A 13,929-nucleotide genomic window follows, 5' to 3' on the forward strand; every position below is an offset into this window, starting at 1 on the left:
GGTTGCCGGCCCGCTCAGGGTGGAGCGGGCCAGGCACTGTTGCTAGCGGTCCAGCAACTTCATGACTTCCTCGGGGTAACGCAAGCCTGCGGTGGCATTGGCGGGGAATATCGACTCCAGCGCTTTCAATTCATCTGCGCTGAGTTTGACCTCCAGTGCCGCAACGTTTTCCTCCAGGTATTTGCGCTGTTTGGTTCCAGGGATCGGGATCAGGTAGTCACCCTGCGCCAGCACCCAGGCCAACGCCAATTGGCCTGCTGTCACGCCTTTTTCTGCGGCCAATGCCTGTACTTGCTGTACCAGCAGCAAGTTCTTCGCAAAGTTTTCCCCTTGAAAACGTGGGCTGAAACGACGGTAATCATCCGCCGCAAAGTCATCCGGGCTTTTCAGTGCGCCCGTCAGAAAGCCTCGCCCCAATGGGCTGTAAGGCACAAACGCCACGCCCAGACGCTGACACGCCGCCAGGCAACCGTTCTCTTCCTGGTCACGGCTCCACAACGAATACTCACTTTGCAGCGCGCTGATGGGGTGAACCTTGTGCGCGCGTTCCAGGGTAGCGACCGACGCCTCGCTCAAGCCCAGGTAACGCACCTTGCCGGCCTTCACCAGTTCGGCCATGGCGCCGACGGTTTCTTCGATGGCCACCTGCGGATCGATCCGGTGCTGGTAATACAAGTCCAGGGTTTCAACGCCGAGACGCTTGAGTGTGCCGTCGATGGAGGCGCGAATGTAGTCCGGTCGGCCATTGACACCCCGTGCGGTGGGATTGGACGGGTCACGGACAATGCCGAACTTGCTCGCCAGAAATACCTGGTCGCGTTTGCCGGCAATCGCTTTGCCGATCAATTCTTCGTTGGTGTGAGGGCCGTACATGTCGGCGGTGTCGAGCAGGTTGATCCCGAGTTCGAGTGCGCGATGCAGGGTCGCAGTGGCCTCTTGGGTGTCTACGCCGGTGGTGTAGAAATCGGTCATGCCCATGCAGCCCAGGCCGATGGCGGAAACCTGCGGGCCGTTTTTGCCCAATTGACGTGTTTGCATGAAATCAACTCCCTGTGGTGTGAGCGCACAGTGTCGACCTCGACAGAAACAAGATAAACCGGCTAAAACTGCTATCACTGTTCGTCTTTTCTAAATAATCATCAGGAACGCCAGAGTAATGGACCGTTTCAACGCCATGCGCGTGTTTACCCGAATCGTCGAGCTGGGCGGGTTTGCCAAAGCAGCCGACAGCCTGCAATTGCCCCGAGCCTCGGTCACTGTATTGATCAAGCAGCTTGAAGCGCATCTGGGGACCCAATTGCTGCAACGGACTACGCGCCAGATCAGCCTGACCCTCGACGGCGCGGCCTATTACCCCCGTTGTGTGCGGCTATTGGCGGACCTGGAAGAAACTGAAGCGGTGTTTTCCGCCGCTCGACACAATCCCAAAGGGTTGCTGCGGGTGGACATGCCGGCAGGAATTGGGCGCTTGATCGTGATTCCGGCATTGCCGGCGTTCACCCGACGTTATCCCTTGATCGAGCTGGAAATCGGTTTGAATGATCGCCCCATCGATCTGATCCGCGAAGGGGTCGATTGCGTGTTGCGTGGTGGCTGCGCGCTGGATGATTCATTGGTGGCGCGGCCATTGGTCATGCTGGACCAGGTCACCTGTGCCAGCCCTGACTACTTGCAACGCCATGGAATCCCTCAATGTCTGGCAGACCTGGAAGGGCACCGGATGGTGGAGTATTTCTCCGGCACGACCGGTAAGCGTTTTGGACTGGAATTCCAGGTTGATGACGAAGTGCAACTCATGGATTTGCCCAAACAGGTGGCAGTCAACAGCGCCGACGGTTACCTGGCGGCGTGTGAGGCGGGGTATGGGCTGATTCAGACCCCGTATTACCACGTTGCTCGCCAACTCGATGAAGGCCGATTGTGTGAAGTGCTCGGGAGCGTGCCGCCACCGGTGATGCCGTTGACGGCGCTGTATCCGCCCCACCGCCAGTTGTCCCGGCGGGTGAGGGTGTTTGTCGATTGGCTGGTGGAGCTTTGCGCGCAGCCGGGCCTTAACGTTTACCGGAAGGGTTCAAGCGGCTGAACAGGTGTTGGCCTGTGCGCTGGCGTCGCGCTGCAAGTTATCGTGCAACTGTTGCATGTCAGGGCAATGCAGGGAGAGATGACGCGGCTGCGCCCCTCGGTGAAACAGCGCAAACCACCCGTTGCTGCGCAGGGCGGGCATCAATCCGCTGAAGGTGAAACCCAGCAGGGTCAAACGGTGCAAGTCCTCGGCAAAGTGGCGTGACAGCTCGATTTTGGCCGAGATGAGCCAATGGCTGGGCAACCTCCGGAGTTGGTCCAGCAATGCGTCGCTCAAACGCTGAATGACGACGACGTAGCGTTGGTGATTTTGCCTGATTTGCAACGGCATCGACGCTGGCGACAGCGTGGCCCGATAAGTCCCGAACACATCACACAAGCGTTGCATAAGCGTGCGACAACTTTCAGGCCACTGAACTTCGGGTAACGGACGTGTGTGCCCCTCGGCCAGATAACAGCCGAGCACCATGGTTTCCGGCAGCGGCCTGGTGAGCGGGGACGGCGCGTAGTCGGGAAGCAATCCCGTGCTGTGAAACCCGATGCTGTGGGCCATGCGTTGCGTGTGGGGATGGTGCGTGACTTGTTTGATCAAGACGTTCTTGACCTGTTGCGCCTGCGACTGCAACAACAATTCCCGACCCAGGTGTGTCGCGATACGCTGACCTCGCGCAGCGGGATGGACCACGCTCAGCGCCAGCTCGGGGATGTCCGACAGTGAGTCACGGCATAACGCGGCGTGCCCCAACACGCATTCGCCGTCGACCGCCAGCATCGAGAACCATTGGCCGCAGGCGTTGTGCTGACTGATCATGTTCGGCAGATAAACGTCCGGTCGAGGGTAATGATCCCCATAGATCTGGCGAAACAACTGACTTACGGCGCGTGCATCACCTGGCTGGAAGCGACGATAAACGAGGGTCGACATTACTGACGCTCCGTTGACGGCGAGTCATACGCGCGCACGTCCAGAACCCGCATCTGTTTGCCAGAGCGCGGGTGAAGGTTCAAATCGGTGGTTGCACAGGGCGCCACGCGCAGTTCCATCAACCCTTGGCGATTCAGTTGCTCAATGCCGGGATAATGGGCGATCAGCGCTTCATGCAGCGCGCTGCAGATGGGGAGGGTGTCGGTGGATGGCATGGTGGGCACCCACTTCACCGTCACAAGGTCTATGACGCCCTCTTGCTCGATCACCAACTGCCATTGATCGCTGCCAGCGATGTGCTGCACGATCAACAGGATTTCGTCGATCAGCAACGACAATGTCCCGACCCGAACCCGTTGACTGTGGGCACTGCGTCCCTTGAGCGCGAATTTGCGCATCGGCGTGGCGCTTGGCTCGCGCCAGCAAGCGCGGTCACCCACGGGATACCGCAGCAGGGGCATGAGCCGGCGCGTAAGGTTGGTGACCACCAGCAAACCGGTACGGTCACACTCTTCGATGACTTCGCCGGTGTGCTCATCGACAATTTCCAGCAGTGTGTGGGGTTCAAACGTCCGATGCTCTCCCAAGGCACAGTCACGGCTACTGGCCCCTATCAGGCCGGCATCGACGCTGGCGTAGCCGGCGGAGGCGATGCGCGCATTGGGAAGCGCTGTCTTGAGCATGGCGATTTGCGCGGGGAACAGGCTTTCGCCGCCGTACAGCAATGTATCGACGCCGCACAACACCCGTTGATGCCGACTCAGGTAGGCGGCAAATCGCAACAACTGGGCTGGAACGCCGGCAAGCACGTTGATCCGATGCTGATCTACAGCATCAGCCAGCACGTCCAGGTCGACATTGCCCGTGAAGGGAAACTCGCAAATGGAGTGTGTGACGTGCGCCAGTGAGTCGTGGAAGAACACGAAGCTGGCGTAAAGATCACCGGAAAAAAACAGATTGGCGACCCGGTCGCCGTTCTTCAGTTGAGAGGAAATGCTGTGTGCAAATGTGGTTACCAATGTCCGCCATTCATTGGGGGTATAAACGCTAAGTTTGCCTTGACTGGTCGAGCCCCCGGTTTTAAATACCAGGCCATCGTCGATACGTCCTGTCAGCACGGCCCAGTTATTCAAGTCGTGACTGTCTGCCCAATACTCATCCACGTTTATTAATGGCAGCGCGTTCAAGGTAACTTCGCACATGGGCAAGTCTTGCAGATGATTGCGGTAAAAGTTCGAGTGTTGCCTTATGAAAGGCACGAGTTGTTCAAGCGAATACATGGAATTCACGGGGCTCTCTTTATATCAGGCATGTCTACGGTTAAGAGACAGGATGTTGCTGATCAGCGGTGTATTTGTATTCGGTTATCAATAACCAAGGGTGTTTTGCCGCTGTGTTTGTTTCTTGTGAAGGCCGATTCCGCACATTCGTGAATTTCTACCATTAAAAAGCAGTTGTTTACCGCGCTCGACAAGGCTTCATCGGTCAATAGGGACTGGCGAACGCTACCCCTGTCTGAATCGATGAAAACCCGCAGCCGTTCCATGCCGTTCGGTGCATGATCCAGCTGAATTTGAATCGGTCTGCCGACACGCTCTTGCAGCGCCGATGGCGAGATGAACTCTGTGCCTATCCGCAGCAGCTTGCCGTGGCGCTGAAGCAATTCGAACCGCGGCGATTCAAGTCCGCAAGGACAGGGGCCGGGTACCCAGCGACCGGTATCGCCCACGTCATACCGGCGTACGTCCTGACCTTGCCGCGCCCGGGAGGTAAACAGCAATCGTCCGATTTCATCAGCCTGGACGGGCACATCCTGTTCGATCTCGACAATTTCCAGATGCTGGGTATCGCCCATCAAATGAAATACCCCATTGGCCGTCGATGCGCAGGCATGCCCCAGGGGACCGGCATCGACCGAGCCATAAATCGCCGAGCGAATCTGCAACACGCCACAACTTTCCATCAGGCGCAGGCTGGCCTCTGCCGGGTGTTCACCGCCGAGGAACACTTTATGGATGCCGCCGTAAACGCGCAGGCGTTCCTGCTCGTTGAAGAACAGGCGGTGCAAGGTGCTTGGCATGCCGATCAGCACGGTGACACGCTGGTCCGCGATCATTTGCGCAATTTCGCTGAAGTCGTCATTCGGCGGTGCCCCCATCGGGAAATGGGTCACCTCCATCAGCTCAAGCACCTTGGTAAAACTGGAAAACCCGCCGTACAAGCCGCCGCCGTAAAACAGGTTCATCACCCGGTCCGTAGAAGGGTCGAGGCCGGCGGCGAACATACCATCGGCTGCCGCGCGCATTTGCCGCTCGAAGTCGCGATAGCTGTACCCGGCCACCGCCGGCCTGCCACTGCTGCCCCCCGAACGAAAATACAGTTGGGCTGCGCCACTGATGGGCTGGGCCATGAACGCGTTTTTATCCATGATTGGCGTTTGGCTTGAAGGGGGAGCCGGTGGCGGCATGTCGAGTGTTGCCCGGCCAGTCGCTGTTTCTGCCGGCAGGCTCACCGAGAGGCGACGACTCAGACGCGACAGCGCGTAGACACCGTCGTGCGGTTCACCGGCGTAACCATCATGAATAGAGCCGCAAGGCGCAATGCGCGTGACCCCCGCGTTGACCAACGTGCGTACCAGCTGTGGCGCTTGTGCGGGTGAACAGATCAGCGCGCAACTCTGCAGCACGGTACGCCACGGCAGCAGCGTCTCGGCGATCAAGTGTTGCGGCACGGGTTTGAGCATCAGCGTGCGGAACAGTGGCGATGGGGCCAGTGTTTGATCATGCTCCCAGATGATCCGCCATCCTGAGCCGTTCCAGACCTGGCCGGTCTGGTTTGCAAAGCAGAGATCCAGTCGAGCCATGGCGCAGCGGGTGGTGATTTCCGAGGCTTCCTGATCGGTCGGGGTCAGCGCCGGCCACTGCAGGGCACGGCGTTCAAACGCTTCGACCAGTTGTTCACCCAGCCCCTGCAACACCACGGGATCGTCACTGTCGACCAACAGCCATTGCGGGCTGGAGCAGGCCTGTTGATCCAGACTGCAGACTTCATCCACCAAGGCGTCCAGCGTAGATGCAGTGGCCGCGTCTGGCGACAGGTAAGCGAAACTGATTCTGTGCCCCCAGTCGATCCAGCGACATCCGGCCGGGATGTGCTGACGAATGGCTTTAAGGGACGCTTCGCCGCCCCAGGCTGACACGCCATCGGCGCGAGTGCAGAGTTCAGGGATCTGTGCCGTACTGACAGGCAGCACCGCAACGAAATCTGCCAACCTGTCGCTGGTGTCACACTTAACCAGTGCCGCGAGTAACCGAGCGGTCACGCCTTCGTCGCTGGAACTGGGGCGCAGCCAATTGATGTTACCGGCCAGCAGGCTTTCGACGATCGCGCAGAACGCCAATAGCGGTGCATTGCCTGGCGTCACATGCACCACCAGCCCCAGCGGGTGCCAGCTTTCAAAACTTGTTTGGCGGTAGTCGATACGTCGCAGCGAACGGGGTTGGTCGCCCAGTTCTCGTTCAAGCTTGGTGCTGAGGTTGCTGCGCTGACAGAAGTCGACAAGCCCTTGGCGTTGTTCATCGTTGAGGGGCAATTCAACTGTTCGAGTCTGCAATTGCAGGGCAAAACGAGTGACGGTTTCGATCACGGTACCGCTGTCGATCGGTGCACTCAGTAGCCGTGGCAGTTGTTGGTGCAGGCGCTCAAGGGTTGCCTCAAGGGTGACATCGTCACGCAGTTGGCCATTGATCAAGTACATGTCATGCCTCTCCCATCAGTTCGGACGCGGCCATTGCGCAGCTTCGGCTAGCGGTTGTTCCGGCGCGTCCATGCAGTTCAAACCAGTCGGTCGTCAAGCCGCACCCGCAGCTTGCGCCGGGGTGTAATGTCGCCAGATCACTCATCACCACGGCATGCGCCGGGCTTGAAGAAATGTAGGGCGATACGAACTCCAACAAGCCGCGTTTGCCGTAGGGCTGGACGCTGAAGTCGGCGGGATTGCGCACGAAAACCTTCGAATAAACCGGCACATGAAAATGCTGGTGAGCACACTGAACGTAAGGCACGGCATGCTCGACGGCGCCGTAACCATCCCGGCAGCGCGCCAGCTCGATACCCAGTTGGCGGTTGATCCGTTGGTACAACCGCGACAGAGGCATTTCCTGCGCCGCCTGGGTTTTCCAGCCGCCCCCGAGAATCACCAATGACTCGGCCGGTAGCTTGAGGTCCGTCAGGCCGGTGTCTTCCATATGTTGCAACGCATGGGACAGGAACGCTGGAAATCCGAGAATGCGCACGGGCAAGCCTTCTTCAGCAAATTGCTGCAAGGCGTGGACAACCCCGAACGGGTCGAACGCGTGCCCATTTCCAGTGCGGCGCAATCCATAGGCGACTCGATTGACGGGGGCATAGCGGCATAAAAACTGATCGGTGAAAGCGGTTCCAAGGCTGATGACTGCGTCGGGTTCATAGCTCAGCAGCAAGTAGTTGCAGGGGCTGTCTGGAGTGTCCCAGCCGTAGTGCCGGAAAATGTGGTTCACCATGCCTTGGGCGGCGGCCATGCTGCGAGTGTCATAGCGCATGCGACTTTTTTGGCCGCTGGTGCCAGACGATGTCAGCTCAAGCGCGTCCTTTCCCGAGGAACCCAGTAATAAATGGCGCTTGAAATAGTTGGCAAAAATCGGCGGCAGTCTTGACCAGTCATCCATCGATGCCAGCGCGTTGGCATCAAGGCCATTGGCGTGCAGCCAGCGTTCATAGCCCGGCGTGTGCTGACAATGGAACAGACTGATTTCACTCATCGCCCGATCAAACAGGCCGTCTGGTACCGAATCCAGGCAATAGGGTTTCGTTAACGCGCAAAGCGCATCGGTATGGGGTAAATGGATCATCAATGGACCTGTGCTTGGGGATCAGACGGTAAGTGCGACAGCGTTGCGGCGAAGAAAAAACCGCAAGGGCAACAGGGATAGAAGCCCGGCGATGCCCGCCATCAGGGAGAAGGATTCATGGCTGTAACCAGCGCCGACTGCCGCAAGCAACGAACCACCGCCCCCCATGACAAGGATCGAGATCATGCCGATCATCGCCGAGACCAGGCCTTTGCTGTCATCGCTTGAGAACAATGCAAGGCGATAGAGTGCGGCGTTGCTCATGCCAAGACCGACCGCGTAAAGCCCAAGGCAACCGATCAGCAAGGGCGTCGAGACGCCGTAGAAACTGAGGACGACCAATGCGAAGAGCCCACCGCACAACGGCCAGAGCGAGTATCTAATCAGTTGTGGGATGTCGGTCTTGGCGATCAATCGATTGAGTATCAGGTTGCCAAGAATGACCGCGGCAAACACCGGGATTTGCCACAGGCCGTAAGCAAGTGGCGAAAGCCCTTGGTTATGCATCAGCAGCAGTGGCGCCAACCCGATCCAGGCAATCAACGGCAAACTCATGATGCCCAGCGCGACACTGGCGCTCAGGAATCGCGTGTTACCGAGCAGTGCGGCATAACGGCGCACGGTACCGCCCCATTCAAACGGCACGGCCATCAGGCGTTGACCGTCATGGCGTAACGTTCCCACGGTTTCCGGCATGTACACAAAAAGTGCCAGCCAGACCGCCATGCCGCTCATGCCCAGCAGCAAAAACAGTTCCCTCCAGGTTAACCATTCCAGCAGCAGGCTGCCCAACAGCGGGCCGAGAAGGGGAGAAAGCAGTGCGACATTTCCCAGCAGTGCCATGATTTTTACCGCGTCCGCTTCGCAGAACACTTCCTGCAATGCCGGGTAGCTGACGGCGATGACAAACCCCAATCCCAAGCCCTGGATCAGGCGTAATCCATTGAACGCATAAATGCTTTGCACACTGAATGCGGCACTGCAGGCGAGGGCGAATACCGCAGAACCGATAAGTAACATTCTACGGCGACCAAAGTGATCGGACAGTGGTCCGATAAGCCACTGCAACAGGATGCCTCCTGCCAGATACAGATTGAAAGCGAATGGGACATGTTGTGCACTTGCATTCAAGTCGTGAGTGACAGTCAACATGGCCGGCATGATCATATCGCTGGCCATATAAGTCAGTAGTTCGAAAAGCGTTATTGCGAAGCAAAAGCCAAGCAAATGACACGCGCTTATATTGATCAAAGGCCTGTCCATATATTCCCAGTTTTTTGCTGCGAGTTAATTGATGTGTGCTCTTGTTGCGCAGTAAGAGTATCCAACGATCAGGGAGGGCTCTAATAAAGGATTGAAACAGGGCGTTTCAACTGTTTGCGAGATGATGCAATGTGAGTCGCAGGGTGAAAAACATTAATGGGTTTAACGAAAATGCCCGCGACAGCGCGGGCATTAGTTAAGAGCTTGTCGGATTTGTCCTACGTACTAAAGTAAATAATGAATAGCTCTTGTCCCGGTCGTAAGTTATCGATGCTCGTAATAACCGGGCCCGCCACGATTATAGTGGTGATCCACGTGCCAACCGCCGTGGGGGAAAATGATGCAGCCACTCAAGGCCAAAATTGCGATCAGGGGAATCAGCTGTGTGATTCGACGAAACATTTCGAAATCCTCATGGTTAGCGCCGCTATGAAGCCAAATCTCTTCATCGGCTGTAACATGAGACCCCGTTTACAGCTCGCCATCCCCGAAGAAAGGTAGGGGGTTGGCATGCGTTCGGATACAAAGCGGATACATTTTCAGGTTCAGGAACTCGCAATGACTCAATCGCAACGTTTGAAATACTCGATTCTGATCTCCCTGGTCGTGCTGGGGATCATGTTCGGCCTTTCGTATCTGCAAAACGAAGGTGTCATCAGCGAGAAGCTGTTTCAGTACATCGCCATTGGTGTGGCGGTGGTCGTGGTGGTGATCAACGGCGTGATGCGTCGCAAGGTCAAGGCTTGAGCGACGTATCTTCAACGGGTGAATCGCGATGGAGCATGGCTACAGCGTGCGGATGCAGACTGTAGCTTTTGTCCGGATTGAGCGTGATCACGCCTTCGCTGCACAAACGTTTCAACACTTCACGCACGCTGAGAAAGGACAAGGGAATGTCCAGGTCCAGCAACTGGCTGTGCACGCCGCGCACGCCGAGACTACGATCGCTTTCAGCGGCAACCAGTAAGGCGTCAATGACTTTGAGGCGAATCAGGCTGGTGCGCAGGCCAAAGCTTTTGAGCAGCAACCGGATGCGCTCATTGCCGTTGCGCTCGCCGCGCGGCTCGAAAATACCGGAGCCCATGGCAGGGCCCGAGGGTGCATTGCTACCGTCCATTGGCAGTTGCGAGTTGTACATGCAAAAACTCCTTTTCCGAGCCGGCCAGAAAATGTGAAGGGGGCTCTCAGTCATTTAGACGAACGAGCACGACAAATAATGAAGGCCCAAATGTAGAAAATTTGTCGGTGCCATGTGAGCAGCCCGTGAGAAGGCCATTTGGAATGGCTTTGCGAGCCTAAATTTTTGTCTTTTGTTTCGTTCCTGAGAGAAGGCAGGGTGTTTGTCTATTCGATCAGGAGCGAGTGTGATTATTTTCAGGCAGTTAACCAGGCTAAGCCTTGCGGGTTTGTTAGTGGCGCTGAGTCTTGCGGCAAACGCCCGCAGTCAGACAGAACAGGCGAGCGCTGACATTCGCCGCACCAGTTTCGGCGTGCCTCACATTCGTGCCGACAACGAACGGGGGCTCGGTTATGGCATCGGGTACGCCTACGCGCAGGACAACCTGTGTTTGTTGGCCAACGAAATTGTCACTGTCAATGGTGAACGCTCACGCTATTTCGGCCCGGAACAACTGACTGTCGAAGAGCGTGAGAATCTGGTCAGCGACCTGTTTTTCATCTGGCTGAACACACCCGATGCCGTCGCCGGTTTCTGGCAGGCGCAAACGCCCGAAGTGCAGCAACTCATTGACGGTTATGTCGCCGGCTACAACCGTTCGCTGGCAGAACGCCGGGCCCAGGGTTTGCCCGCGCAGTGTCAGGGGGGCTGGGTGCGCGAGATTACTGCCCAGGACCTGGTCAAGCTGACCCGTCGTCTACTGGTCGAAGGTGGAGTAGGGCAGTTCGCCGAAGCGTTGGCGGGTGCCACTCCACCCCAAGCCGTCACGCAAGTGATCGCTGAGCCATCGTCCTTCCAGGTGGCGGCCTCGCGCATGCAGCGGTTTGCGCTGGATCGCGGGAGTAACGCCGTGGCCATCGGCAGCGAACGTTCGTTCAATGGCCGCGGGATGCTGCTGGCCAATCCGCATTTTCCCTGGGTCGGCGCAATGCGCTTCTACCAGATGCACCTGACAATTCCCGGCAAACTGGATGTGATGGGCGCTGCGCTGCCAGGGTTGCCGATGATAAACATCGGGTTCAACCAGCACTTGGCCTGGACCCACACCGTGGACTCATCCAAACACTTCACGCTGTATCGACTGCAACTTGATCCCAAGGATTCGACCCGCTATCTGCTCGACGGCAAGTCCTTGCCGATGAAAAAACAAACCCTCACGGTGAATGTGCAGCAACCTGATGGTCAGACCACGCCGGTTTCTCATGTGGTGTACAGCACGTCCTTCGGCCCGATCGTGCAATGGCCTGGAAAACTGGATTGGAATCATCAATACGCGTACAGCCTGCGCGATGCCAACCTGGATAACGACCGGGTCCTGCAGCAGTGGTATGCGATGAACCAGGCGAACAGCCTCAAGGAGTTGCAGGCCTCGGTGCACGCCCTTCAGGGCATCCCGTGGGTCAACACCCTGGCCGTGGATGATCAGGGGCAAACGCTGTACATGAACCTGTCGGTGGTGCCAAACGTCAACGCGGAAAAACTGGTCAAGTGCAGCGATCCAAGGGCCGGGTTGCAAATGATCGTGCTCGACGGCTCCAACAGTGCCTGTGCCTGGGACATTGACCCGCGAGCAGCGCAAAAAGGCATTTTTGCCCCAGACAAATTACCGCAGTTGTCGCGAAAGGATTTTGTGCAGCACTCCAATGATTCCGCCTGGATGGCCAACCCGGCGCAACCGCTCACCGGGTTCTCGCCATTGATCAGCCAGGAAGGCCAGCCGTTGGGTTTGCGCTCGCGTTTTGCACTGGATCGCTTGGCCACGCTGGAGCAGTCCGGGCGTTTGACGACAGGGGATTTGCAACGGATGGTCATGGACGATCAGGTGTACCTGGCCGCACAGGTGATGCCGGATCTGCTGCAGTTTTGTGCCGGTAACCTTGGCGCCGATGCCGCGGCGCTGACGCCGCTGTGCGGCCATTTAAAGGCGTGGGATCGCCGGGCGAATCTGGACAGCGGGCTGGGCTTTGTCCACTTCCAGAATGTCATGGAACCGTTGCAGCAAAACCCCGGTATCTGGCGCGTGGCATTTGATCCCAAAGATCCGCAAAACACCCCGCGTGGTCTGGCCATTGACCGGGCGGATGTCGCCAAGGCTCTTCGCGAGGCCATGCTCGTTTCGGTTGAACAGGTAAAAGCCCAAGGGTTGAAGCCAGACGTACGCTGGGGCGATATTCAGGTGGCCAGCAGCGGCGGCCAGCAAACGCCGATCCATGGTGGACCCGGCACGTTGGGCGTCTACAACGCCATACAAAGCGTGCCGAGAACAGACGGCAAACTTGAAGTGGTCAGTGGCACGAGCTACTTGCAGGTAGTGACCTTCGATGACGAGGGGCCACACGCTCAAGGTTTGCTGGCGTTCTCGTTGTCCAGCGATCCGGGTTCGAAGTACGCGCGGGATCAGACGCTGGCTTTTTCGAAGAAACAGTTGAGTGTGCTGCCGTTTACCGAGCAGCAGATCACGTCAGACCCGCAGTACCAGGCGCAGACAATTCGCGAGCAGGATGGAAACGCCGGGACGGTGGCTGCGCAGTAACAGCAAAGGCACTTGGATCAAAAACGAAGGCCGCACCCCACAAGGGTTGCGGCCTTCAGCTTTTAGGGGGGGTTAGCGGAATGGAGTTGAGGACCGGATTGCCGTCCTTGTTGCGGGTCAGGTAAACCGGCAGCACCTTGGGCAAGGACGCCACCAGGTTGTTGAGCTCTTTGATGTTGTAGATTCCGCCGAGACGGATCTGACCGGTACTGTGATCGGCCACCATCACGGGTTTGCTCAGGTAACGATTGATCAACGGCAGGGCATCGATGAGTGCCAGGTTATCAAGCACCAGTTTGCCACTGCGCCAGGCCAGCGAATTATCGTTGGCGTAGGTCTGACTGATTTGTGGCGTGTAGTCACCCTGTTTAAAGCGCGCCTGCATGGCGGGGCCTAGACGTACGCCATCGCCGGGGAGGTCGTCGTTGCTGGTGACCAGCACCGACCCTTCGATCAGGTTCACACGAACCTGGTCCTCGTACATCCAGACGTTGAATCGGGTCCCGGTGACCCGGATACTGCCGCTGGCGGCCTTGACGACAAAAGGGTGAGTCGTGTCATGGCTGACGCTGAAGAAGGCTTCGCCTTTTTTCAGCGTCACCCGCCGCTGATCCTTGTAGTTGCTGAATGTCAGCTCACTGCCAAGATTCAGTTCAATCTGGCTGCCGTCGCTCAGGGTGACCTGACGGACCGTATCACGGGCTTCAAAGTGTTGGTACGAGTTGGGTAACCAACCCAAACTCCACCCACTGTATGCCGCCAGTGGCAACGCCAGGGTGCACACCGCAGCGGCAATGCCGAGACTGCGCCAAGGCGTAGTGGATTTGAGGCGCGCACCGTGATTGACGGGTTCAGGACGCGGCAGATCCCCGGCAACCTCCCAGATCTCCAGCATGGCTTCATATTCGAATGCATGCAGCGGATGGGCGTCATGCCATCGTTCGAAAGCTACACGTTCTTCAGCCGTGCAGTCGACTGCATGCAGGCGCATGCACCAATGCGCTGCGGCATCGGTGATCGCATCATAGTCGGCTGGCGATAGAGAATTGTCGGTCATTGA

11 protein-coding genes are annotated in these 13,929 nt (G+C 57.7%); 3 read left to right on the plus strand and 8 right to left on the minus strand.

Annotated elements, in window-relative coordinates:
• Positions 1-42 precede the first annotated feature (42 nt).
• Positions 43-1,038: an aldo/keto reductase gene (locus tag H8F22_RS09140; protein WP_027923482.1), complete on the minus strand. Its 996-nt coding sequence runs from the start codon at positions 1,036-1,038 to the stop codon at positions 43-45.
• Between the two features lie 118 nt (positions 1,039-1,156).
• Here H8F22_RS09140 and H8F22_RS09145 point away from each other — a divergent pair, with 118 nt between their 5' ends.
• Positions 1,157-2,083: a LysR family transcriptional regulator gene (locus tag H8F22_RS09145; RefSeq protein WP_194939992.1), complete on the plus strand. Its 927-nt coding sequence runs from the start codon at positions 1,157-1,159 to the stop codon at positions 2,081-2,083.
• Here the strand turns inward: H8F22_RS09145 and H8F22_RS09150 are convergent.
• From H8F22_RS09150 to H8F22_RS09170, 5 genes are read right to left on the minus strand one after another with little or no spacing between them, the layout of a single operon-like run.
• Positions 2,072-3,007, minus strand: a complete 936-nt coding sequence (locus H8F22_RS09150) for a GNAT family N-acetyltransferase (RefSeq protein ID WP_027923484.1) — start codon at positions 3,005-3,007, stop codon at positions 2,072-2,074. The two genes, H8F22_RS09145 and H8F22_RS09150, sit on opposite strands and share 12 nt — an antisense overlap.
• Positions 3,007-4,296 (minus strand): phenylacetate--CoA ligase family protein, encoded by a 1,290-nt coding sequence (locus tag H8F22_RS09155; RefSeq protein WP_194939993.1) that lies wholly within the window; start codon positions 4,294-4,296, stop codon positions 3,007-3,009. Before H8F22_RS09155 ends, H8F22_RS09150 begins: the two co-directional genes overlap by 1 nt.
• 53 nt (positions 4,297-4,349) lie before the next feature.
• Positions 4,350-6,764 (minus strand): aldehyde dehydrogenase family protein, encoded by a 2,415-nt coding sequence (locus H8F22_RS09160; protein ID WP_194939994.1) that lies wholly within the window; start codon positions 6,762-6,764, stop codon positions 4,350-4,352.
• A gap of 1 nt (position 6,765) precedes the next feature.
• Complete coding sequence (locus H8F22_RS09165; protein ID WP_194939995.1) at positions 6,766-7,896, minus strand: LuxE/PaaK family acyltransferase; 1,131 nt, start codon at positions 7,894-7,896, stop codon at positions 6,766-6,768.
• Between the two features lie 21 nt (positions 7,897-7,917).
• A complete protein-coding gene (locus tag H8F22_RS09170; RefSeq protein ID WP_027923488.1) occupies positions 7,918-9,159 on the minus strand; it encodes an MdfA family multidrug efflux MFS transporter in 1,242 nt (413 codons plus the stop codon).
• Between the two features lie 558 nt (positions 9,160-9,717).
• Between H8F22_RS09170 and H8F22_RS09175 the strand changes: the two genes are divergently transcribed.
• Complete coding sequence (locus H8F22_RS09175; RefSeq protein WP_027923490.1) at positions 9,718-9,906, plus strand: hypothetical protein; 189 nt, start codon at positions 9,718-9,720, stop codon at positions 9,904-9,906.
• Here the strand turns inward: H8F22_RS09175 and H8F22_RS09180 are convergent.
• On the minus strand, positions 9,896-10,297 hold the full coding sequence (locus H8F22_RS09180; protein ID WP_027923491.1) for a fe2+ zn2+ uptake regulation protein: 402 nt from the start codon (positions 10,295-10,297) through the stop codon (positions 9,896-9,898). The genes H8F22_RS09175 and H8F22_RS09180 overlap by 11 nt on opposite strands.
• A gap of 226 nt (positions 10,298-10,523) precedes the next feature.
• Here H8F22_RS09180 and pvdQ point away from each other — a divergent pair, with 226 nt between their 5' ends.
• Positions 10,524-12,869 carry a bifunctional acylase PvdQ gene (gene pvdQ, locus H8F22_RS09185; protein ID WP_194939996.1) on the plus strand — a complete coding sequence of 782 codons (2,346 nt, stop codon included), beginning with the start codon at positions 10,524-10,526 and terminating at the stop codon, positions 12,867-12,869.
• Between the two features lie 55 nt (positions 12,870-12,924).
• Here pvdQ and H8F22_RS09190 read toward each other — a convergent pair whose 3' ends face one another.
• Positions 12,925-13,926 (minus strand): FecR family protein, encoded by a 1,002-nt coding sequence (locus tag H8F22_RS09190; protein WP_194939997.1) that lies wholly within the window; start codon positions 13,924-13,926, stop codon positions 12,925-12,927.
• Positions 13,927-13,929 lie beyond the last annotated feature (3 nt).

Origin of the sequence: Pseudomonas mucoides, assembly GCF_015461845.1 — a bacterium.
GTDB lineage: Bacteria > Pseudomonadota > Gammaproteobacteria > Pseudomonadales > Pseudomonadaceae > Aquipseudomonas > Aquipseudomonas mucoides.